General features: G+C 47.9%; 27 protein-coding genes. 6 read left to right on the top strand and 21 right to left on the bottom strand.

The features are described 5' to 3' along the window. Position 1 precedes the first annotated feature (1 nt). The 6 genes from AAHB90_RS15320 to AAHB90_RS15295 all read right to left on the bottom strand — a co-directional run bounded on the left by AAHB90_RS15320 (position 2) and on the right by AAHB90_RS15295 (position 5029). Complete coding sequence (locus AAHB90_RS15320) at positions 2-2008, bottom strand: DUF5977 domain-containing protein (protein WP_342086086.1); 2007 nt, start codon at positions 2006-2008, stop codon at positions 2-4. A 65-nt stretch (positions 2009-2073) separates the two neighbouring features. Further along, positions 2074-2661 (bottom strand): hypothetical protein, encoded by a 588-nt coding sequence (locus tag AAHB90_RS15315; protein WP_342086085.1) that lies wholly within the window; start codon positions 2659-2661, stop codon positions 2074-2076. After that, positions 2658-3146, bottom strand: a complete 489-nt coding sequence (locus tag AAHB90_RS15310; protein WP_342086084.1) for a hypothetical protein — start codon at positions 3144-3146, stop codon at positions 2658-2660. Before AAHB90_RS15310 ends, AAHB90_RS15315 begins: the two co-directional genes overlap by 4 nt. Then, positions 3143-3415: a hypothetical protein gene (locus AAHB90_RS15305; protein ID WP_342086083.1), complete on the bottom strand. Its 273-nt coding sequence runs from the start codon at positions 3413-3415 to the stop codon at positions 3143-3145. Before AAHB90_RS15305 ends, AAHB90_RS15310 begins: the two co-directional genes overlap by 4 nt. Beyond that, positions 3412-4719, bottom strand: a complete 1308-nt coding sequence (locus AAHB90_RS15300) for a hypothetical protein (RefSeq protein WP_342086082.1) — start codon at positions 4717-4719, stop codon at positions 3412-3414. Before AAHB90_RS15300 ends, AAHB90_RS15305 begins: the two co-directional genes overlap by 4 nt. A gap of 1 nt (position 4720) precedes the next feature. After that, positions 4721-5029 (bottom strand): hypothetical protein, encoded by a 309-nt coding sequence (locus tag AAHB90_RS15295; RefSeq protein WP_342086081.1) that lies wholly within the window; start codon positions 5027-5029, stop codon positions 4721-4723. Here AAHB90_RS15295 and AAHB90_RS15290 point away from each other — a divergent pair. Next, complete coding sequence (locus tag AAHB90_RS15290) at positions 5013-5243, top strand: hypothetical protein (protein ID WP_342086080.1); 231 nt, start codon at positions 5013-5015, stop codon at positions 5241-5243. The two genes, AAHB90_RS15295 and AAHB90_RS15290, sit on opposite strands and share 17 nt — an antisense overlap. 42 nt (positions 5244-5285) lie before the next feature. On the opposite strand, the gene AAHB90_RS15285 is transcribed toward AAHB90_RS15290, so the two are convergent. After that, entirely contained in the window at positions 5286-6830 is a 1545-nt protein-coding gene (locus AAHB90_RS15285; protein WP_342086079.1) for a terminase large subunit domain-containing protein, read from the bottom strand. Continuing rightward, complete coding sequence (locus tag AAHB90_RS15280) at positions 6799-7434, bottom strand: hypothetical protein (protein ID WP_342086078.1); 636 nt, start codon at positions 7432-7434, stop codon at positions 6799-6801. The genes AAHB90_RS15285 and AAHB90_RS15280 overlap by 32 nt, the downstream gene beginning before the upstream one ends. A 129-nt stretch (positions 7435-7563) precedes the next feature. Here AAHB90_RS15280 and AAHB90_RS15275 point away from each other — a divergent pair, with 129 nt between their 5' ends. Together AAHB90_RS15275 and AAHB90_RS15270 are read left to right on the top strand one after the other, a co-directional pair. Continuing rightward, entirely contained in the window at positions 7564-8223 is a 660-nt protein-coding gene (locus AAHB90_RS15275) for a hypothetical protein (protein WP_342086077.1), read from the top strand. Positions 8224-8375: 152 nt separating this feature from the next. Further along, positions 8376-9089 carry a hypothetical protein gene (locus tag AAHB90_RS15270; RefSeq protein WP_342086076.1) on the top strand — a complete coding sequence of 238 codons (714 nt, stop codon included), beginning with the start codon at positions 8376-8378 and terminating at the stop codon, positions 9087-9089. Between the two features lie 16 nt (positions 9090-9105). Here AAHB90_RS15270 and AAHB90_RS15265 read toward each other — a convergent pair whose 3' ends face one another. From AAHB90_RS15265 to AAHB90_RS15210, 12 genes are all read right to left on the bottom strand, one after another. Further along, a complete protein-coding gene (locus AAHB90_RS15265; RefSeq protein ID WP_342086075.1) occupies positions 9106-9546 on the bottom strand; it encodes a hypothetical protein in 441 nt (146 codons plus the stop codon). A gap of 265 nt (positions 9547-9811) precedes the next feature. Beyond that, on the bottom strand, positions 9812-10015 hold the full coding sequence (locus tag AAHB90_RS15260; RefSeq protein WP_342086074.1) for a hypothetical protein: 204 nt from the start codon (positions 10013-10015) through the stop codon (positions 9812-9814). A 78-nt stretch (positions 10016-10093) separates the two neighbouring features. Continuing rightward, positions 10094-10828, bottom strand: coding sequence for a hypothetical protein (locus AAHB90_RS15255; RefSeq protein WP_342086073.1), 735 nt, complete (start codon positions 10826-10828; stop codon positions 10094-10096). Beyond that, on the bottom strand, positions 10806-11162 hold the full coding sequence (locus AAHB90_RS15250; RefSeq protein WP_342086072.1) for a hypothetical protein: 357 nt from the start codon (positions 11160-11162) through the stop codon (positions 10806-10808). Before AAHB90_RS15250 ends, AAHB90_RS15255 begins: the two co-directional genes overlap by 23 nt. Further along, complete coding sequence (locus AAHB90_RS15245; protein WP_342086071.1) at positions 11143-11649, bottom strand: hypothetical protein; 507 nt, start codon at positions 11647-11649, stop codon at positions 11143-11145. The genes AAHB90_RS15250 and AAHB90_RS15245 overlap by 20 nt, the downstream gene beginning before the upstream one ends. 74 nt (positions 11650-11723) lie before the next feature. Further along, positions 11724-11912: a hypothetical protein gene (locus AAHB90_RS15240; RefSeq protein ID WP_342086070.1), complete on the bottom strand. Its 189-nt coding sequence runs from the start codon at positions 11910-11912 to the stop codon at positions 11724-11726. A gap of 9 nt (positions 11913-11921) precedes the next feature. After that, a complete protein-coding gene (locus tag AAHB90_RS15235; protein WP_342086069.1) occupies positions 11922-12332 on the bottom strand; it encodes a single-stranded DNA-binding protein in 411 nt (136 codons plus the stop codon). A gap of 26 nt (positions 12333-12358) precedes the next feature. Further along, complete coding sequence (locus tag AAHB90_RS15230) at positions 12359-12658, bottom strand: hypothetical protein (protein WP_342086068.1); 300 nt, start codon at positions 12656-12658, stop codon at positions 12359-12361. A gap of 272 nt (positions 12659-12930) precedes the next feature. Further along, on the bottom strand, positions 12931-15735 hold the full coding sequence (locus AAHB90_RS15225) for a BT4734/BF3469 family protein (protein ID WP_342086067.1): 2805 nt from the start codon (positions 15733-15735) through the stop codon (positions 12931-12933). Continuing rightward, a complete protein-coding gene (locus tag AAHB90_RS15220) occupies positions 15735-16037 on the bottom strand; it encodes a hypothetical protein (protein ID WP_342086066.1) in 303 nt (100 codons plus the stop codon). The genes AAHB90_RS15225 and AAHB90_RS15220 overlap by 1 nt, the downstream gene beginning before the upstream one ends. 350 nt (positions 16038-16387) lie before the next feature. Further along, on the bottom strand, positions 16388-16534 hold the full coding sequence (locus tag AAHB90_RS15215; RefSeq protein WP_342086065.1) for a hypothetical protein: 147 nt from the start codon (positions 16532-16534) through the stop codon (positions 16388-16390). Between the two features lie 195 nt (positions 16535-16729). After that, the gene (locus tag AAHB90_RS15210) at positions 16730-17080 is read right to left on the bottom strand and encodes a hypothetical protein (RefSeq protein WP_342086064.1); all 351 of its coding nucleotides are present in this window, start codon (positions 17078-17080) and stop codon (positions 16730-16732) included. A gap of 128 nt (positions 17081-17208) precedes the next feature. Here AAHB90_RS15210 and AAHB90_RS15205 point away from each other — a divergent pair, with 128 nt between their 5' ends. The 3 genes from AAHB90_RS15205 to AAHB90_RS15195 all read left to right on the top strand — a co-directional run bounded on the left by AAHB90_RS15205 (position 17209) and on the right by AAHB90_RS15195 (position 19200). Further along, complete coding sequence (locus AAHB90_RS15205) at positions 17209-17916, top strand: hypothetical protein (protein ID WP_342086063.1); 708 nt, start codon at positions 17209-17211, stop codon at positions 17914-17916. Between the two features lie 412 nt (positions 17917-18328). Then, complete coding sequence (locus tag AAHB90_RS15200; protein WP_342086062.1) at positions 18329-18634, top strand: helix-turn-helix transcriptional regulator; 306 nt, start codon at positions 18329-18331, stop codon at positions 18632-18634. 101 nt (positions 18635-18735) lie between these two features. After that, positions 18736-19200 carry a hypothetical protein gene (locus AAHB90_RS15195; protein ID WP_342086061.1) on the top strand — a complete coding sequence of 155 codons (465 nt, stop codon included), beginning with the start codon at positions 18736-18738 and terminating at the stop codon, positions 19198-19200. Between the two features lie 8 nt (positions 19201-19208). Here AAHB90_RS15195 and AAHB90_RS15190 read toward each other — a convergent pair whose 3' ends face one another. Beyond that, the gene (locus tag AAHB90_RS15190; protein ID WP_342086060.1) at positions 19209-19823 is read right to left on the bottom strand and encodes a deoxynucleoside kinase; all 615 of its coding nucleotides are present in this window, start codon (positions 19821-19823) and stop codon (positions 19209-19211) included. Between the last annotated feature and the right edge of the window lie 147 nt (positions 19824-19970).

The raw sequence follows: 19970 nt of genomic DNA, 5'->3' as shown, positions 1-19970 counted from the left end.
GCTACGCTAATACTACTTCAATGGTCAAAGGTTCGTCGGCGCTGTTGATTTGCACATCTTCCAGGATGTAAAAACCAGGCGCGGAAATGGTGATTTCTTTGTTTTTGCCTACTGCTTTCAACTTGCAAGCCTGGAACGGGGAATTATTGTATTCCACCTCGAAAACAAGGTTTTTAACGCCCGTAACCACCGTAGTATCGGACTGGCGTGGCACCGGCGGAGTTTGGCCAATGGTGTTTACCACCATCACGCTGCCGTCTATCCGCATATCGACCACCGGCCCGTACTTGCCGTTTGCTACCACTTTCAAGTCGTTATTCATTGGGATTTTATGAAAAATCGCCACGTGAACCGGCACATTATTGATTTCGCAGGTTCCGTTTTGGTTCGCATATTCCTGGGTGTTGTAGGTCTTAAATTTCGCTTCGGCCAGCGCGTCGGCATCGCCCGGCATTTCCCCGCCAAAGCTCCCGGCCGGGATCGTCACTACTGGCGCCGTGCCTAGGAAACCGTCCCCGCAACCGGCCTTTTTAAAGTCGATGGCCCTAGTAATAACCTTGCTCGGGTGCGGTGTAGATCCGGGCGTAATTGAAATTTCCCGCCACGGCTGGATATAATCGGGATCCCCTGGGATATTGACCTTAACCGCGTAGGGAACTACTTTACTGCCGTCATCAGCATACACTTTTTGCAGGCGCTCCCAGGTCAGCTTTCCCGTTCTTTTGCCCGCCTCGTTCAGTACGGCCCTGGATGAAACGCCCACCCATTTGGTGGCGCGGGCCGGGATCGGCGCCGCCGCTGGCATGCGGCTATAATTCTTGTCGGAGTAGGTACGCTGAAACTGGAAAACCTGCTCGACCAGGCCGGGCCGGTCTTGTTGGTATTTCAGGTTTGAAGTGATCAGGTTCAGCGCTTCAAATCCGTAGTCCGTATCCATTAGCACCACTTCAGCCACCATCAGTTCGCGCAGGTAGTCTGAATAATATTCAATTTCCTGCTCAAAAAGGCCCGTTGAAAACTGAATGCCCGAATTCTCGGTGACGCCAATTACTTCCAACTCGGAAAAGTCCAGGCCCTTACCGGCCGGGCGTTCCTTGCGGGTCGTCGCTTTGGTAACGTCCGTTTCCTGGCTGGCCTTGCCCAGTACGCGCAGGGTATCAAACCCGCCCAGGGAATTGGAGAAAAGCACAAAGCGTTCAAATTTATGTCGGCGCCGGTCGATGGTGTAGGCGCGGATCTCGGTTAAGCGCCGGTTTTGATCGTCAGAAAGCCATATTTCGTAATTGGTGACATCATCGCCCAGGCCCAGCGCCGAAGCGCCCACAGCGGCGCAAATTACCTGGTACGGCCGAACTCCTGAAATGGTCGATACGGTGAAAATTAACTGCTCACCGGTTTTCGTCGTTGCCCGCACCCGTAAGCTCACCACGTCGGAGAATGGGGCCATATTCAGCAAAAAGTACATGAATTCAGGCTGATTGGGGCTTACTTGCTTGCCGTCCAGTTGCCAGGTAAGGAAACGGCGCTTTTCGCTCTGGAAACGCGAAAAAAACGAATGCTGGTAGCCGACAAAATCCCGCTGGGCCAGGCCCGCCCGGATCGCGTAACGCGTCGGCAATGTCCGGTCTAGTAGGCCGGGTTGTATCTTCTCCCCGATCTGGTAGGGCGCCGTCAGCGTCGCTATCGCCGTCAGGCCCACCATGCCGCGTTCGGGCAGGGTTATAGTGAGCTGGCCAGCCAGGATTTCTTCCAGGCGGAACGCGCAGCCTTCGTACACCTGGGCGCCGCCAATGCTGGTCGGCGGCTTTTCCCGGCCCTCCAATGTAAGCATGGTTTCGAATACGGGCGAAAGGGGGAATTCCGGCATTTTCAGATCCAGGTAGTAGCGCATCCCGGAGCGATCCGGGAACAGCTCCGGATCCATTGCCGGGATAATGTGCTCGATTTCATTTCTAACCAGGTCGGCGTCCGACCAGGTTAAGCCCTCTTTTAACAGGTCTATATTCATGGAATTACAGAATTAAATTTTGTTTATCAGCTCGCGATCGGCGCGCCGGCCGAAATATTCTTTGCCTACTTCCGATCTTGCAGCGCTTTTTTAACTGTGTTGAGTGCAGCCTGGGCGGCGGCGGCCTGGATATTTACCTCAATCTCGCCGTAGATCTCCTTCATGTAATTACGGATGTACCAGCCACGTCCTTTTCTGATTACGATGGGCTGATAAAGCCGGGATCTGGCAATGGCCCAGGCAAGCTGGCGGACGGCCTCGGACTTGTCGGCTGGGAATGAGCCGTTTTTTCGGCCGGAAATGAATTTGAACGGCGTTTTACCACCCTGCCCATCCATTACCCTTGAAACCCAGTCGGTAAAACCGTCGTCACTGGCTGGCATTTGCTTGGTGTAATGCATTTCGCGTATGTCCTTGAAGCGGCCATACATTTCAAACTGCATTGCCAGTTCGGTGAGCCAGGCAGTGTTATTCTGGCGGACTTCCCGGAAAAGCGAACTTTTTAGCTTTCCGGTCATTACCAGGCCCTCGTCTTGCAGCTTTTCTTCCAGCTGCTGGATACCGCGCCCGCTGATTTGGTTTGTGATCTGGTTGACCACAAACCAAATCGTATCGTAGTCGATATCTGGCGACCAGCTTACAAGTTCGCTCATGCCCCGATCTGCGCGTTTGTGTTGGTGATCATTACCAGGACAACGTACTGCCCCACCGCGTTATCGCTGCCATACTCAAAGGGTGCCATTTTGTAGGAAAGTTTATCCATGCGGAAGCGCCCGGCTTTCGTATCTTGGCGCAAGCGGCGCAGGATACGCCAGGCGGCCAACTGCGCAAGCTTAAATTTTTCCAATTTCTGAATGTGCGTGCCATCAGTCGGATACAGCAAACAAAAACCTATTTCCTGCTTTGCCTCAAAATCGTGCATGCCGTTGTCGTCGCCGGTAATGACCGGCATGAGCATGGCCAGGGCCGGATATGCAAACCCTTCGGAGTTTGAAACCTCGTTAAACCGCTCCATTTCAAAAGGGTTGTTAGAGGTTTCCAGTACCAGGGTGTTCAGCTCTGGATCCTGGGCGACGATACCGGTAAAGTAGTCCTCAATGCTGACAATGTCGGACGGTAGAAGTGTCACTGCGCTCATAGTCCTATCTGTTTCCAAAAGTCAAACCATATCCATTTCATCAGCTGGCCACCGGCGGAAAACGACCGGTGTGATATTGCCCTGGCGGCACATTTGTAGAGCGAGAAAGGCGAAATAGTAATAAAAACCAGGGCGGCGATTGCTACCACAATACCTACTAGAAACCACTTCACCAAAAAGCGGCCAGCCTGGTAAAACAATTCGAGTAATGAATAAAACAGGGCGGCTAGCGTCAGCCCAATAGCTTCAAAAAATTGTTTGATTTTCATTGCACGTTTGAGGTTGCGGCCTGCTGGCCAGTCGGGTTTTTGTCTAGGGTCGTCATTTCGACATCCACGAAATGGAACTCCATTTTGTCCAGGTCGTGGCCCATTACTTCCAGGGCGTCGTCCAGCGGTTCTTTAAGCAGGCGCCTGTATGACGGCGTCAGGTACCGGACGTGGTACATGACCGAATGCATCAATTCAGACCCGCTGCCGCCTAATTTATTACCTTCCGCGATACCGGCAAGGCTCGGCAGGATCCCGTGCCCCTGGGCCTGCTTTGTGCTCGCCTGTTCGATCAGGGCCATATAGGCGTCGTCGGTCATTTTGTTTTCTATCGGCGTGATCCTGATCAGCTTTTTGTCACCCTTGCCCGCTTCGCCCATAATGTCGCCGATCAGTACCAGGGCTTTATCGGTGTTCTTGACGCCAGATAAATATTCGTCCATTTTCGCCATAAACTCATCTTTGCGCTTTTCGATCTGTTCCAGTATCTGCGGGTCGTTCAGATCTTCCCCTTCCACGATGAAATAACTTTCGTCGATCTCGATCAGTAGCTTGATGTTGTAGCCATTGGTCAGCCCCGATAAGTGGTATTCCGGCGTCATGTTGTCTACCATTGTCCAGGTCTTTGTCCCCCACCAAAGGCCCTGGTTATAGAAATCCGCGCCGATTTGGGCCTTTTTGAGCACTATTACGCTTTCCAGGTACTTCTTCGGGTCTTCTTTGTCGAAGATGGGAACTGAAACCGTTTTGGCGTTTTTAATCGGCGTGGTGGTGCCGAAATATGGGTTAATCAAAACGCGCTCGACCGGGCGGCCATCCTTCGGCTTTTCGAACCGTACTTTCGTAGGTTGGATTGTCTCCAGGGCCACCTGGCCGTCGTCCAGGATCGAAAAGCGGATGAAAGCAATTTCGGCAAAAGTCAGGCTCAACGCGGCCAGTTCCAGGTAACGGGAATAGATTTGCTTACTACGTAGCCACTTGCGCAGCTTCGGTTCGCTTACCAGCTTGCGCACCTCCTTCCCTTCCTCGTTGATGTCGGTTTGCATTAACCGGATTCCGGCGCCCAGGATGAATTCTTTGGCCGTATCCATCAGGCGCGGTTTGCTCGGCGATTCCCAGCACATTTTCAGCATTTCGATAGCCTGACGGTCTTCCTTACCCCATTTTACCCAGTTAAAGTTTGAGTCTTTGGCGAAAGTGCCCTCGGGTTTGTCGCTGGTCACCACGTCAATGGTCGGCGTGATCATTACGGTCGCGTCGGCAGTTTTGAGGTGGTAGAAACCATGTTCAATTTTTGTAACCATTTCAGTAGTTTTTATGAATAATTCGAAGCCATTTCGTAGTTCTGGGTAGCCTGATTGCCAGTATTAACCGGTTGCGAAGCGTCAGCGGATGGCCCAGCCCGTCGATATCCTCCAAAAGCACAGATCCCTTTTCGATCAGGTCGTACCGAAGTTTCCCTTTCGTGCTTTTGCCCTCGAAGCGCTTCCCGGATTTTCCCAGGTTTTGTTTCATTCCAAAGCTGCCGTCGGTTTTCCGGTATTTCAAGTCGAAGCCCCGGTTAGATGGGTCGTGCAACAGTTTCCAAAAAGTGTCTATGCTGATAGATTCCATAGCCCAAAACTATTTCCCATTGGGGGCGCAGGAAAAGACAGAAAAAACGCCTGAAAACAGTTCCAATTTCTATTTTGGGCTTAATGCTGGCTATCAAATCGTTACGCCCCAGAAAACCCGCCACGGCCATTTTATTTTCCAAAGCTCTCCCAGGCAAGGCGGCGCCCTTTCCTATTCCGGTAATTACCGCGAGAAAAAAAAATGGGATATCTGAAAGCCATCTGGTGGGTGCGGCAGTCCCATAGGGGGCGGCCGGTCACCCGCCCAGGAACCGCATGCGCGTTCCTTTGCCTTTCAGCTTGGTTTTGCTGGATTCACTCGAATACTTGTAGTAAAGGATGTAATCTAGGCAATCACTAAGGTGAGTTGCGTACTCTTGTGGTGTGCTCGTTCCTTCGCTTGACTTATCTTTCTTGAACTCATTGGTTATTGGTGTGTTCTGGATGGATATGATCAGGGCCTTGCAGTAGTTCAGGTTGATACGCACCTTGGGATAGTGGGGTGAGCCTTCGGCCAGGATGGCGTCGATCAGCACATACCTATCCTTGTGCTCGGGGTTGGCCTTCAATACCCGTAGGTACACCCGCCATCCCAGGCGGCGCAACTCGGCCACCACCTGGGCAAACATGGGCGTATTGCTACCGGCGCTCTTACTGCTGGCCGACGCGTCACCATATACGATAATGTCCTTTCGAACATGGTCTGGGTAAGCGTCCGATATGGCGATAGCCAGCGTCTCGGCCAGGGTCTTTTCCTCCTTTGCCTGCTTGACATACACGTTATTGATCACCTTCAATTTACCCGGCGCATCCTGGCAAATGATACCGCAACAGATATAGTTATTAAAATCCAGGCTTACTTCCAGGGCCTTGTTCGGGTCATAGTCCGAATAAGTAGGCACCCAAAGCCCGTCGGCGTTCATGTCGAAATTGTAAATGTCGCTGGTGCAATGCTTATCCGAATCAAATTTTGGGTAGTAGCAATTTGGCAGCTTCTTTAAACGCTCGTTCAAAACCTCGATGCGGAAAACCAGCGGCTCTGTATTTTCCTCCATGTTGGTAATATATTCCGGGCTTAGTGTCGGGTTGTCGTGGGCCGTCCCCTCTAAAAAAAGATACTTCTCCGGGTTCTCCCGCATCAGCTCTTCGGTTTTAAAGATCCACTGCCCCGTCTGTGTCCAGGGGTTTGACGTGAAATCGTAAAACGCGTTGTGCAGGTGGTTGTCTTTGAACCGCCAGGAATTGGCCCGGTAAAGGGTGGCCATCAAGATTTTAGAAACCCAATCCGATTTAAAAATGGCCGACTCGTCAATAAACCCCCCGTCAAAATTATGGCCCCGGTTGGAATCAGGCTTTTCGAACGAAAGCAGTTGCAGGCAAAACCCGCTGTCAAAGGTGATGCAGCGGTTATAGCTTTTTGGCGGTTTATACGGCTTTGGCCAATCGGCTGGCGGCTCCTTGAAAAGCACGTAATTACCGAACGGGTTTACTTTTTCGTGGTATTCGTACCAGCCCATTTGTGACCAGGCATCAGCGCTATCGGTCAAAACAATGTCCAGTACCTGTTTGAAGGTACGCCCCGCCAAAAAGAATTTGGCCCGGCCCAGGATCTTGGCGATGTAGCCGATACAAACCAGCAAAGTAAAGGTTTTCCCGAATGCGCGGCCAGCCAGTAGGGTTTTGCGTTTGGCCGTACTATTGATGAATATTTTCTGCTTTGTGGACAGAAAAACGACGTTCGCCTTCCCGGCGAGCTGCCGCATTTTGGCTTTAAACAGCCTCGCTTCCGTTTCTGGTAACATCGTCAAATTGGGTGTCTTCGATCTCGCGCATTAATTCCAGCGCTGACATATCGTCGGTGAAAATGATATTGGGGGCAACTTTGTAGCGGTTCGGGTTCTCTACCTTGTCTTTCTCCATCAGGCCCCGGATTTTCGCGGCTTTCATGCGGACGTTAGCCGACCGTTCCAGGATCCCGGCGGCCTTTTCCTGGATATCAGGATCCATTTTGTAAATGGGGTTCCCGTCGTCGTCTTCCAGCTCCATTTTGTATTCGTTGAGCAGGTTATGGCCCATTTCTTCCAGGGAATGAGCGATTTCTTCCAGGCGGACGGCGTAAATCTCGCGTTGGGCCACTTTTTTGGCGTTGCCAAAGTCCAGGGCGCCGAAGATCTGCTGGCACCCGTTGACCACGTTGTAGGCGTGGGACTGGCTTAACCGGCCAATCGGTTCAGGGCTGAACATCAGGGTTTCTACCACCTTGCGTTCGCTCAAACCGTCGAGTAGCAAAGTGAAGGCGAAAAAGTATCTGTCAAAGTATCGTTTATCGGCTTCGGCCAGTTCGGCCCCGGTCTGGATGTGATCCCGGTATTTTTGTAGTTTGTCGTCTTTTACGATCAGCTGCATGGCTCATTTGCGTTTTTTCTGCAAGCTGGCCAGCTGGTCGCGGGACCGAAAGGACATAAAAATCACTAATTTTGTAGACGCCTTACCCATTTCCCGCAAATAAAAATCACTTCCCTCCCGTAACTAATTATGGAATTTCTTAACGGTTTCGCTGATCTATTTTTAAGTAACAGAAGCTCATTTGGCAAAAAGCTATACGTGATTTTCATCGTCATTGCTTTGTTTCTCGTTATCGATTTTCTAACGGACTTTTTCACCAATGCCTTTAATAGTCAAAAAATTGAGCAGTTGGAGAAGATCCAACAGATGCTACAAAACAAGAATCTTGATAGTACAACTGCGAAGTATCTCGTGAGAAAAAAAATGCAGATAGTGGAACGGTGGGATTACCGAGATATGCTTTTTAATGCTCGAGGGGTAATAAGCAACAATCTAAATTTTCACAAACGGCCTGATGGATGGTACCACATCGCTCACTTTCTCACGTCTGCCCTCATACCGCTTGCATTGGGAATCCTCTGTTATATTACACCATTCATGGGATCTGAGATCACATGGAAAACACTTCAAGGTGGATTGTTAGTAGGATCTCTTTTTATAATGGCTGCCGTTTACTCGGCCTTTTTCTTCTCCTTCATTCCGATTTTCGGAGACGGTTCACCAAATCTTGTATTTAATTTCATTCTACACACAATTTTATGGGCCATTCCGTTTTTCAAGTGGGTTCTGCCAACGTATCGAAAGCACCAGACAGAGATTAGACAACGGGGTGCTACATTCAACCAATAGCCATAAAAACGCTTGTTCTTCTCATTCTGGATGTGATCCCGATATTTTTAGTAGTTTGTCGTTCGTTAAGTTCAGCTGCGTGGCGTATTTGCCTTTTCTTGTGCAATCCGCCCACGCTTTATTAATTCGAGGCACATAATCGATTCGCGCAAATGAGAGCATTAAATGAAAAGGAAATTCGGATTTGCGAACAGCTTCGAGAAAGTGAAGAACCCCTGAACTTTATATTTGACTTCCTGGAATGGAACCTGGGAGATTTCGTAATGCGGATTGAATACGCCGACACCTTAAAGGAAGGGAAAGTCAAGGTTTTCTATGAAGGATCTTTGCAACAATATGGAACCGTATCTAGCAAAATGGATGCGTATTACAATGAAATAAGGGAAATAATTACAATAATCCAGCTAATTAGGTTGTTGGAAAATGAAGGGTTGGTAACCATTTACACATCTGTAAAACTTCGGGGCTTTACCAATATCGGATCAAGAGAAATTAATGACGACAGCAAATATTTCGAATTTCCTGACCCTGAAATATCCGCGCTGATACTTCGTTACGCAACAAAACAAGTCCTTCTAACGGCAGAATTCAATGCTTTCGTAGCAAATGGCTACATAACGCAGGAAGAATTCAGGGCGCGACGAAGTGAGAAGATTTCGCGGAACGCCTTGTGGGTCGGTATAATTGCGTTGATAATAAGTTTCCTTGCACTGGCAAATGATCTGGGCTACTTACCAAAAAAAAGTGATTCAATGACGAATCAAGCCCAAACACAAGGTGTAAAAGTGAGAATAACCGGCACAGATACGATAGTTTTCCCTCCTGCTCCTTCTTTGCGCCCCACCTATAAGCCCATCGCGAAATGAATAGTCACCAGCCCGATTATGAATACTCATCCGGCCCTAACGTCATCAGCACATTGTACTTGTAATTACCAGCCCCGTGGGCATTCTGCAAGAAATGGAATTCGTCTGCCCGTTGCCCTGGCTCGGGGTGAAACCGCTTGCAATATACCCGCTCGTTAACCGTTTCCCCTAGCCCTTTTATCTCGGTGACAATGAAGTGGCCCTGTTCAATCAAAGTCATACTGGGCGGAACGTCGGGCGCAATGTGATTGATAAACTTAATTATCAGGTCGTAGTCGAACCGGACGCCATATTTGTAAAGCTGGTCGATGATCGCAGCCCTCAATTTCTCCCTGGTCTTGTCATGCTTAACCGGCTTATCGTATAAATGGCCAATTTCGACATTAAAGCCATTTGCGGTAACAAAATCCCCGTTACTAATCAGGAAGACGTCACCCTGTTTTAGTCTTGCTGCCATATTCTTGATGAAGTGAGTACCATGAAATTGATCACAATAGTATCACATGATCAGTATTAAGTCAAATAAAAAAGCCCGGCAGGTGCTCGACCGGCCAGGCTCATAAAACGGGTGCTGGGTTATTACGTGCGAAAGTAACCTCTTTTTTGCCGCTAAATCAATGTGCAGCGTTTCGCCTGGCACGTGTGTGTATATTGTACGCTTGCGGTGAAACGCAAAAACGTTGAGTAAAACCGATAAGGCCGGAACATTGTCCCGGCCTTATTTATGTTAGACTTCGCCAGCCTTGAAATTCGCGCTGGATCTCGGCCAGTTCGGTAATAGTCACTTTATCCAGGCCGTCCCGGTACGAAATGACCTTATAACTACCCTGGCCCCGATCTTTCAGGTAAAAGCGCATCAGCGACCGTTTGCCACCCACGCGCACAATGATCTTTGCGCCACTCTCCCGCCTTATCCTCGTTTCCAAGGCGTTAGCTTCTGGTTTAAAAATATGTGTCATTTCCGGAGCTGCTTGGGTTCTTCGATTGGTCATAGGTCGTCTAAACTAGTAGGGCAGGTATTTTAAATGTTCTTCGTCTTGCATCATCCAATCAAAAAATTCGCCGCTATCGTAATCTGTAAAATCTGGGATCGACTTTGCGAAAATCAGGGCCTTTTGGAAGGTTGAACCCTGTTTCCCAAACCGAAAATTCATTAGCAATTCCATTTGTGCGAAGGTTAGAGCATCTTTTAGGCCAGATAGTCCGTTGGGGACGTGGTCGCAAATCTCACTTATTTTGTCGGCCAGTAGCTTCACTTGTTGTTTGTCCATAAGGTTCGGATCTGTTAAGGGGTTGAACTGTGAATGTCTGGGCACACGCTGGTACGCTACAACCCGGTAATCGCCCTTACGTGGGCCATAACCTGAAAGCCCACCTCCCGCAAATTCAATTTGTTTCAAGCGTCCCACTTCTAAGGACATTTGCAGCTGTTCTGGTATTACCTGACAGATTAAAATAAGTCCTGGAAGCTGAATTTTCCTCTCTGGGCGAGACTGTCCGGTGGCGACAAAACCGTCCAATAATGCAGACCATGTAAACGAATCGATGCGTTGTATCTCATCTATCACTAGAAAATCCGTCGAATCATCTATGCGTCTTAGTACGATCGGGAAGTCCCGTAATGTCGAAAAAATGACATTTTTCCCCCTGGTGTATTCCCTAACTGAATGCGTTTTCCCGCAACCTGCTGATCCTGAAATAACAGCAATAACTTGTTTAATATCTAGTTGATTCTCCATTTTCATTAATTCCGATTGCTTTTGATAATAATTTGTGTAGCCATTCTCTTTCCTGGATCCAGTCCGGGTTTACCTTCCATCCAGCGGCCTCATATCTGGCGATAGCGGCGTTCACTTCGTCAAAGCGATTCACTAACCAGATCCCGTAAGGCATCACACCCAGCGGCGGTTTTTTGATCACTACGGCCCTTACCTCAATGGGTTTTCTTTGAAGGGTTTTCGGCGGTTCAGTATGCGCCCACTTTTTATACTGCTCATTATCCCAGGCCAGGTAGTTATCCCAGGATCCATGCAGCCGTATTTCGTCAGCTATTTTACTTGTGCTGCTGCCCATCGGTTCCCTCTTTTGAAAAGGTTTGCAAATACTCGGTTCTAGTAATTTCTCGGCAATCGGCCGGGCATGTAAATTCCCATTCATCCGGCACTGAAAAACCTAACAAATCAGGATGATTCCAGCAAACTCCGATATGCCCGAACTGGTCTTTAATACCGACGCATTCGTTCAATCTCCAATTCGGAACCCACGGCATTTTGGAAAATTCGGCATCTATTGACTTACCCGCTTTACTTGTCAACCTGGGCATATACTCGTTATCTCCCTTAACTAGTTTCCACAATTTCATATCCGGCGCCTCCTTAAAAACGACCGAAGAAAAGCGTCCGGCAAGGCTCCAATATCCAGGCCGCCACGCCTCAAATCCGTACTTTGTGGCCATCGCCTTTTGTGCCTCAATCGCTTCCTCCATATCAAATTGGACATATGCGAATTTTAGACCGGTATCACTGTCATTATGCGTCATGAAATACATTGCGATAATCATTACTGCCCAGCTGGGCGGTGAATGTGGAACAGGCCATTACCTGTTCCACGGAATGGTTTTACTGGATCCTGGCGTTAGGAAATTCGCTTTACCAGGTCTTTGGTGTGGTCGGTTTTGTCGTCCCAGTACCGGCCGTTTTGCTGCCAGTGACGTTCCCCGGATCTTACCGGCGTCAGGCCCCAGCCTTCCGGCATTATTTGATCAATAAACCAGTGGGCGCCGTTCCGGCTCTCCCAGACCTGGCCAGGCTTAATTTCTTCCATCAGCAAGCATTAAAATGGTAAATCGTCGTCTGCCTTTTCCGCGCCGGGGGTCGCCGGGCTGGCTGTCGTGGCCTGGCTATCTGTGGGGCCGGTGGCCGGGACGGTGTTTGCAGCTGATAGCAATTCGATGGCGTCGGCGTTGATTGTGTAATCGATAGCGTCCTGGCCGGTGTTTGTATTCCTGTAAATCTTTGCATTGAATCGGCCCTGCACCAGAACCTTAGTGCCCTTTTTCAAGTATGGAAGCACTCCTTTATGCTTGCTGATCACCGAAAACCAGTCTGTTTTATCCATTGGCTGCCCCTGGCTATCTTTTACCTTCTCGCTCACCCCCACGGTGAAGCTTATAAAGTCGGCGCCGTTGCTATTGCGTTGTACCGCATCGCGGCCCAGGTGGCCGGTAATAAGAATTTGTTTCATTGTACTGTTTGGTTTGAATTAAATGGTTATGCTAATGCTTTGAATTCTTGATCTTCCCAGGGTGCCAGCTTCCCCAGGTTCACCAGGTTGACAAATCGCCTGATCAGGACGTATTCCACTTTTTCGTCGTGAACAGAAAGCAGATCCAGGGCCTCGCGATAATTCACGCCGGTTTCGGGCTTACCGCCGTTGCCGTAGTAGAAGCCTAGAACAACCAAAAGGCGCCCGCTGGGATCCGTCCACCGGCTGAATTTCTGGACAAAGAAGCGGTCAACATTAACCGGCAGGTCTTCGTCGATTGTTGTACTTTCCTGCGATTCAGCCATAATTGAAAAAATGATTTTTTTTTGAGTTTTAAGGGGGTGTGTTTCTACTACACTACGGCACTTTTTTAACTGATTGATTTTTAAATACTTATCCTTCAAAAAGTGTAGTAGCTCACCTACTACATCTACTACAAATACAACACTACTACACTTTTACAACACCTTTACTACACATTTACAACACTCTTTTATTTGATTATCAGATAGTTATATTGTTTTGTAGTAGCGTAGTAGCTGTTTTTCCCTTTTTGAAATGAAAAAAATCTTTCTTTTTACATTCTAGGTTCTGGCCTTTTCGTCAGATCTATTCCAAAAGTCTTTGCTAACATCTTGTAATCCAGGCGACAGGCTCCTGTTTGCGGCATGGTCGAAGACTTAGAATTTGAATCGTCGTCTTTCAAAAATCTGATCGTCTTCGAAATTGCTTCCCACTCGGTTTGGCCCGATAGTGTAGTAAGCTCCGACTGAATTGTGTCCCGATCGGGCGGAGATTTGAAAAAAGTCTGCCTATACTTCTGTGCAAACAAATTGTACATTTTCCGGAAATTGATTAGGATTTGATCCCCTTCAAACCGGAAGTGGAACCCCTCCTGGATTACATAGCTTTCGAAAAGCGACTGGATAATCTCAAAGAATTCAGCTGCTGCCGTACTCTCACTTTGGATCCGGTATTGCCGCATTATAAAGTTTTCGGCTATGTCCACAAATTCGTCGAGTATGTCGGCTTCGTTGTCGTGTTGGACGGTCAACATATTGATTTTGCCCATAACGTGCAGAAAATAAGGCGCTGCCATAATTTGGGCCATATTGGCAAAAAGGCGTTCTGGTACGTTCTGGCCTTTGAACTTAGTTTTTAGTTTATTGTAGATCCGGTTATAACTAACTGCATAGTTGTCATTTGCTTCCAAGATCTCCCGGTACTGTAACAGCTCAATGGTAAGGCATCCCATTCCCGCTTCTTGGATCGCTTCCAGCTTGTCGAAGGCGGTTCTTTGGTGGTCGGTCTTTTGCTGGGCCGTGATCGGGATAAACACGCACCTGGAAAAGAAAATGGGGTTTTGCGGGATGTAATTACTAGTCAGGGCCAGGGCACTGTAAATCTCGACGGCGGCCGTTTCAATACTGTTAAAATCGGTTGTTGATTTGTGGTAACCGTCGTTATCATAAGCCGCTTGTAAAAGGCCCTCATTGGTCAGCTCGTTGTGAAACTCGTCGAACCAGATAATTGCATTACTACTTTGGCTCATAAGCTTCACCAGAGAGGCGTCCGTATTTTTACCTTTTAAGTTCACACCCTCCTGTTTCCGACCAAAAGCGGCGGTTAAAACCCGAACCATCGACGATTTACCGGTGCCTGCCCCACCCTTTAAAAACAGGATCGGGGAAAAGTTTTTATACTGTAACGCCAAATCCCGGAACAGGCTAAAAATGTAGAAACAGGCGGGAACAAAGGCGTTTTCATGCAGGTGGGCCGTGGCATAAAGACCCCAAAAGTCACCAAAGGTTACATTTGTATCCGTTAGGGTATTGCGGATCTGTTTCGCTTTTGGCGGTTGTGGAATCGAAAGGTGCATTTTATTGGCCTCAATGATTCCAAAGTTGTCAGGGGTCAACATGGTATTCGTTTTCAGATTGAATGCCTTGTTAGCGAAGAAATAAACCTTGCTGGGCGCGTGGTATCCGTAGCGTACAACCTTTGTAGCCGTCGAAAACTCTGTTTCAGTAAATAAGTAGCTGTGTAGCTCGTCCAGGTGGCCGTCCTTAATTTTGAATCCCAGTCGTTTGGTGGCCAGCATATTTTTCAGCTTCCGGGCGCTGCAAAAATCGTCGTGCAATACTTCGATAAATTCGGAACGGCCGGTATCCATACGGATTTCCAAAACCCAGGTTACGTTCTCCTGCTCGTCTTCGGTCTTGTATTTGATAAAGATCTGGAAGTTTGGCGCCACCAAGTCGAAATACTTGCCGCCCCGGATCTTAATCCCGCCATCTTTCAAATACCAAACCGTCGGGTGCCAAATTTCCACTTCTTCGTTCTCGCCTTCCTCGTGCTGCTTTTTCTTCCCGTTTTTGGCAAGCTTAGAGCTATCACCATTGCTTACATCCATTTTTTGGCCGGTTACCGGTTTCTCTGATGTTTCGGTTTTCGCCTGTCCCTCTTTTTGGGGGCGGCGCACGTCAATGCCGTAATCCTTGCAAATGCTAAAAAACTTGGCGGCGTTAGTGAATCGGCTTGTTTTAACCGCGTTATCGAATTTTTCTTCCGCGTCCTTTTCGTCGTATTTGGCGTTTTGCTGGCTAATCCGGTGGAAGTACTGGCGGCCATTTTCGCCCAGCGTAGAAAGGCTGAAAGCGATTAGCAACCATTCAGTGCCGTAGTCATTGCAAATGTCCATTTTGCTGGCCTCGATCCGCTCAACAACGGCGGCCACGTGTTTTTCCACGTCGCTGGCATCATTAGCCAGCTGCTGCGGCGTTTTTGGCTTTTCCGGGATCTTATTCAGTATTACGTGAACCTTTGAATCAGGTGTGTAATATGCGTCTTGATCCCAGGAAAGAAAGCATGCGCGGCTAACGTCACTGCCCGACGGATCCACTTTTTCGGCGTCCGTTAGCCTATATACGTTGTTGAAATAATGGGCTAGATCTGCAAAATGTTCCTTGTGCTTGGTCCCGTCCTTAATCCGAACAACGGCTTTTAGTCCAGCGCCGGAAGGGGAAATAAAACAAGCCGCCACGTAAGGATCCGAAATCAGCTGCATTTTCAACATTTCGGGCTGTTCGATGTGGTCGAAGTCGATAACGATATGGCCACTGTGGCTGACCAGGTTTTCGGCTTTCCTGGTCGGGCTGAATATGCCGGAAAGCGTCACATAGTCCAGGCCCCGTTTAATAAATGCGGCTTCCTTCTCATTCGTCGCGTTCCTAACTGCCTTAACTACATCAGCATACATGCCGGTTCTGATCCATTCAATAACCTGCGGCAGGGTTACGTTTTGCGACGGTTTATTGACTTTCGCGCCGCCTGCAAAAAAACTAAATGCGGGGGAATCGGTATTCCTCTTTTGCTCTCCCATTATATCACTCTCGAAGCAAGGTAAAACATTTGTTCAGGGCCACGGCGGACAGTCGCGGCGGGGATTTGGGCGCCTTTAACCGGCTGTTCAACCAGGCGTTGGGAAATGGCCCGGATAACTTTCTCATATGTAACCAGCTCTTTTCCCAGCATTGCGCCGGTAACCGGGTTCGATGTAGCGGCCCAGGTATCTACGGTGATGGCAAAAGCTGCCTGCATGACCTTTTTACAGGCACAAAGCTGCTCGGATCCCTCGGGAAGCCGTCCGGCATCCCAAAGGGCTAAAATTTCTGATAGCGTCATTTGTGGAATGGGTTATTTGACTGACTGCCAGTCAGATTCTGTAATTATGTGTTGGCAGTTATTGCAGTAGTGTATGTAGGTTGCCCAGGGCCATGTTTGCAAAATGCTGGCGACCTGGATTCGCCCGCATTTTGGGCACTTGATACGGTCATTTAGCGCCGGTATCTGGTCATAATCAGGCGAAACGGTTGTTTTAACAACTTTCCTTTTTGGCGGCTGGATGATTAATTGGCAAGTCATAATCTGGGGGGAATATTGGTGAATTATTAAAATCTGTGATCATAAAGCCAATTGCACATCCAAGGGCGCAGCCGATTACGGCGGCCAACAGGTCGTACATATCTAGCCCGTTAATGAAGTGTTGAAGGATTTCCATTTTTACGAGTAAATAAGAGAGGTATACAAACAAGGCAGGCAATGGCCAGCACCAAAAAGCCGGTGGCCAGGGAATCGGGATTACGCACGAATTCCACTACGGAAAGGGTAAAAGTTTCCATTTGATTGCGGTTTTAAATTGAGGGGGCAAAAACGTTGATTGTTACACTGATTGAAAGGACATTATTTTCCTGGGCCTGGAATATCCCTTAAAATCAAAAAAACACTAATTTTCGAAGGAGTTAGGGGTGGATTGCATCGGTGATGTGCATTTTGCGGTCAATTCTTGTAGGACAAAAATTAACTCTCCGTAATGCTCATTTTGCAACCACTCCTATTCCTTTTTTTCGTCTTCGCAGGTTCGAGGCGCTTAGTGCTATCGAACTTTCACGCCCCTGCCGAACCTGCGCGGGGGAAAACTTCACTTCCTGATAGTCTTGCTCTGTTTCCAAGATCGTCTGCATATCTGCTACAAGCTGTCGCAGGCCTTCACTTCCTGCTAATCCTCGGGCGGCGTTTCTCCAAATGTTACCGGCTTCGTCGGTACTGTGCCAATCATTGAAGCTTTTTAGGAGTCTGCGCCACTCTTTGCCGGGCTTTCGGGGTTTTAAACTCCGGAATTCGACCATTAGGCGCTCTTTGATTTCAGTTACTAATACTGTCTTCATTTTAGGTTTTGGTTTCGCTACATTTACGCTGTAATGATTACACTGTAATGATTACAGCGTAAATATTGGGATTTCCCAATTTTAAAACAAGGGAAATCCCAACTTATTTTTCTTACCCTTTCTTCTGGATGAAACAACAAACTGACAATCAGTTACATATCGCCAATGTTGCGGCGCGAACAAAACAACTCATCGAGGCTTTATCAATAAAGCAAAAAGAATTCGCTGCAAGTATTAAAACCGATACGGGAACGATCTCCAAAATTTTGGCTGGTAAACTCCAAGTTGGCCCCAATTTGGAATACAAGATCCTCAATGCGTTTAACGTGAATGCTCACTGGTGGAAAACCGGTGAAGGGGAGATGTTTAATCCCGCTCCCGGAAACTCTTCTGTGAAACTGATTGAGGGGGAATCACTTAACTATGAAAATCTAACCTTTATCAGTACAAAATCGAGAGTGAATTTCATGGAATCATTAAGTGTAATGGCGGAATTTGAAACGTTTGAGGCGTTGAAGTTGAACCCGACAGAGAGCTACGCGGGACAGATCATCTTTGAAATAGATGGTGACAGTATGGAACCATACTACTGCGATGGGGCCAAAATTAGGTGTCAGGAAGTCCCGGCGGATGATTGGGAGTTTTTACTGAGCGGCGTCTACGCCGTTGCGTATGGGAACTTCTTTGCTATTAAGAGAGTAAAAAACAGTCCTGTGAACGGCATTTTGGCCCTGCATTCGGACAATTCTACCACCAGCGGAACCACGGAAATCCCACTTTCCAAAATCAGGAAAGTATGGCAAGCCCTACGCATTGTTGACGCTCCTATCAGGTAGCGAATTACGCACTATTCCGTCTCGGGACAATTTCGGGACAATCGAACGCATAAATAACCCACTCTCGTAACGAACAGGAATCTCTAACTAACTCATAATAAGCATATTATAAAAAGATCATGGGAGTTCGACTCTCCTTCTGGTCACCGTAAAAGTGCGTTTGGGATAAACCAACGCACTTTTTTTATGCCCTTTGGTCTCTGCTCTACTTCCATTGCAGCCTCCACACATCCTCCCTATGCTTTTCGCCATACCACTGCCGGAATGCCGCTACTTTTACTATATTTACACAACGCGCTTAACCTAGACACTTTGTACATACTGCATTCGCTCGGGATTCCCAGGCCTGAAACAATGCGGTATCACAACAGAACTGACAGCAATGATAGAAGTTGCAAGAATAGCGGCACTCATGAAAGCACACCACTTGAACACGAGCGAACTGGCCGAGATCGTGCGCTTATCCCCATCCAAAATTTCAAAAGTCCTCGCAGGAGATCAAAAATTCACTTCCGACGCCATAGGACTGCTCATCAGGGAGCTTGAAATTAATCCTAACTGGTTATTCGGCTATGAAGGAGAATCTGATACTATCATGTATCTGAAAGACCTCGTCCACAAAAGTGAAGTCGAGAAACTGGAATCAAAAATCAGGGAATTGAAAGACGAATTAGGGGAAGTTTACAAGCAACTGGCAGAGGAACGCAGGGCTAAATAGTCATTTCTCCGGATCTTGTTGCATTCTACTTATCAGGCGAGTATCTTTACAATCGTTTGAATAACCCCGATATCAAGAAAGTGTTGAATTATGCCCCCTGCATGAAGTTTACTTTCCTGCTTGGTGTGGTCGGTTTGCTGACGGCTGAAAATTACAAATGTTTGGCCCAATGCAAGGAAACCATCAGCCCATCGAATCACAAGAAAGTACATTATCACACGATCCAGCTTGCCGACAAAAAGGAATACCTGACGCTCACCCGCACAGGAGAAGAACGTATTCTGAGCTACCATAACGAGCGGATCGGACTGGTGTACTATACCCAGATGTTTATCGAGATCAGATTTTGGACACCGCAAGGACAATTTTCGCTGTACTCAGCCGCTAATGACCGCAGCAACTGGCAGCCGATTTTTGTACTGGCCGCCCCTGTTACGCCGAAAGAGCTTGAAAGGATGAAAGCCGCCACGAAAATCGAAGTGCTGCTTCCGGAAGATACCAAGGTTTTCAAGCTCGACAACCAGAAAAACGCGTTGCTCAACAAGGCGATTGCCTGCATGCATTGATGCTTTCGCTACACGTAGAACAGTTCCTTGTTAAGCAATGAGATAATGTGATTGAAGTCGTCTGGGTTCGACGCAAAATCCATATTGTTCACATCAATTTCCAGAATCTTGCCATCCTCATAGTTCTGTACGAAATCCTCGTAGTAGTGATTGAGGTTTTGAAGATAATCGACCGAAATATCGGACTCGAAATCGCGGCCGCGCTTTTTGATCTGTGACACCAGTTTAGGAATATCCGCTTTGAGGTAAATCATCAGATCGGGCTGGGAAACGGTGCGGATAATGGATTCAAAAAGCAGCAGGTAGGTCTGGTAATCGCGCTCGACGAGCACGCCGGATTCATACAGGTTGCGGGCGAAAATGTAGGCATCTTCAAAAATAGTCCGGTCCTGGACAATGGTCGAATAAGTCGTTTCGCGTATTTTCTGAACCTGCGCGAAACGATTGTTCAGAAAATAGATTTGCAGGTTGAATGCCCAGCGCTCCATATCCTGATAAAAATCAGCCAGATAGGGATTGCCTTCCACCGCCTCGTACATTACCTCCCATTTGAAATAGTCGCCCAGCATTTGAGTCAATGTGGTTTTACCGGCGCCGATGTTACCAATGATAGCGATGTGCATAAGGAAATTGGGATGAGTTGAGTAAATGAACGAGTGCTTACAAAAATATGTATTTCAACGGATAACCGATCAGCCACAAAACTGATTTTCGGCATTTTCTTAAAACTTGCATTATTCGTATATTTGCGGCTGATTTGGAGAAAAAAG

Source organism: Dyadobacter sp. OTU695 (assembly GCF_038440355.1).
Classification (GTDB): Bacteria; Bacteroidota; Bacteroidia; order Cytophagales; family Spirosomataceae; genus Dyadobacter.
Note: the sequence above shows the minus strand (reverse complement) of the source record. Positions and strands in the feature narration are given on the sequence as shown.

Bases quoted from the DNA above. Each gene is read 5' to 3' on its own strand.
- AAHB90_RS15320 (WP_342086086.1), bottom strand. From the start codon at position 2,008: ATGAATATAGACCTGTTAAAAGAGGGCTTAACCTGGTCGGACGCCGAC.
- AAHB90_RS15315 (WP_342086085.1), bottom strand. From the start codon at position 2,661: ATGAGCGAACTTGTAAGCTGGTCGCCAGATATCGACTACGATACGATT.
- AAHB90_RS15310 (WP_342086084.1), bottom strand. From the start codon at position 3,146: ATGAGCGCAGTGACACTTCTACCGTCCGACATTGTCAGCATTGAGGAC.
- AAHB90_RS15305 (WP_342086083.1), bottom strand. From the start codon at position 3,415: ATGAAAATCAAACAATTTTTTGAAGCTATTGGGCTGACGCTAGCCGCC.
- AAHB90_RS15300 (WP_342086082.1), bottom strand. From the start codon at position 4,719: ATGGTTACAAAAATTGAACATGGTTTCTACCACCTCAAAACTGCCGAC.
- AAHB90_RS15290 (WP_342086080.1), top strand. From the start codon at position 5,013: ATGCTGATAGATTCCATAGCCCAAAACTATTTCCCATTGGGGGCGCAG.
- AAHB90_RS15295 (WP_342086081.1), bottom strand. From the start codon at position 5,029: ATGGAATCTATCAGCATAGACACTTTTTGGAAACTGTTGCACGACCCA.
- AAHB90_RS15285 (WP_342086079.1), bottom strand. From the start codon at position 6,830: ATGTTACCAGAAACGGAAGCGAGGCTGTTTAAAGCCAAAATGCGGCAG.
- AAHB90_RS15280 (WP_342086078.1), bottom strand. From the start codon at position 7,434: ATGCAGCTGATCGTAAAAGACGACAAACTACAAAAATACCGGGATCAC.
- AAHB90_RS15275 (WP_342086077.1), top strand. From the start codon at position 7,564: ATGGAATTTCTTAACGGTTTCGCTGATCTATTTTTAAGTAACAGAAGC.
- AAHB90_RS15270 (WP_342086076.1), top strand. From the start codon at position 8,376: ATGAGAGCATTAAATGAAAAGGAAATTCGGATTTGCGAACAGCTTCGA.
- AAHB90_RS15265 (WP_342086075.1), bottom strand. From the start codon at position 9,546: ATGGCAGCAAGACTAAAACAGGGTGACGTCTTCCTGATTAGTAACGGG.
- AAHB90_RS15255 (WP_342086073.1), bottom strand. From the start codon at position 10,828: ATGGAGAATCAACTAGATATTAAACAAGTTATTGCTGTTATTTCAGGA.
- AAHB90_RS15250 (WP_342086072.1), bottom strand. From the start codon at position 11,162: ATGGGCAGCAGCACAAGTAAAATAGCTGACGAAATACGGCTGCATGGA.
- AAHB90_RS15245 (WP_342086071.1), bottom strand. From the start codon at position 11,649: ATGATTATCGCAATGTATTTCATGACGCATAATGACAGTGATACCGGT.
- AAHB90_RS15240 (WP_342086070.1), bottom strand. From the start codon at position 11,912: ATGGAAGAAATTAAGCCTGGCCAGGTCTGGGAGAGCCGGAACGGCGCC.
- AAHB90_RS15235 (WP_342086069.1), bottom strand. From the start codon at position 12,332: ATGAAACAAATTCTTATTACCGGCCACCTGGGCCGCGATGCGGTACAA.
- AAHB90_RS15230 (WP_342086068.1), bottom strand. From the start codon at position 12,658: ATGGCTGAATCGCAGGAAAGTACAACAATCGACGAAGACCTGCCGGTT.
- AAHB90_RS15225 (WP_342086067.1), bottom strand. From the start codon at position 15,735: ATGGGAGAGCAAAAGAGGAATACCGATTCCCCCGCATTTAGTTTTTTT.
- AAHB90_RS15220 (WP_342086066.1), bottom strand. From the start codon at position 16,037: ATGACGCTATCAGAAATTTTAGCCCTTTGGGATGCCGGACGGCTTCCC.
- AAHB90_RS15215 (WP_342086065.1), bottom strand. From the start codon at position 16,534: ATGGAAACTTTTACCCTTTCCGTAGTGGAATTCGTGCGTAATCCCGAT.
- AAHB90_RS15210 (WP_342086064.1), bottom strand. From the start codon at position 17,080: ATGAAGACAGTATTAGTAACTGAAATCAAAGAGCGCCTAATGGTCGAA.
- AAHB90_RS15205 (WP_342086063.1), top strand. From the start codon at position 17,209: ATGAAACAACAAACTGACAATCAGTTACATATCGCCAATGTTGCGGCG.
- AAHB90_RS15200 (WP_342086062.1), top strand. From the start codon at position 18,329: ATGAAAGCACACCACTTGAACACGAGCGAACTGGCCGAGATCGTGCGC.
- AAHB90_RS15195 (WP_342086061.1), top strand. From the start codon at position 18,736: ATGAAGTTTACTTTCCTGCTTGGTGTGGTCGGTTTGCTGACGGCTGAA.
- AAHB90_RS15190 (WP_342086060.1), bottom strand. From the start codon at position 19,823: ATGCACATCGCTATCATTGGTAACATCGGCGCCGGTAAAACCACATTG.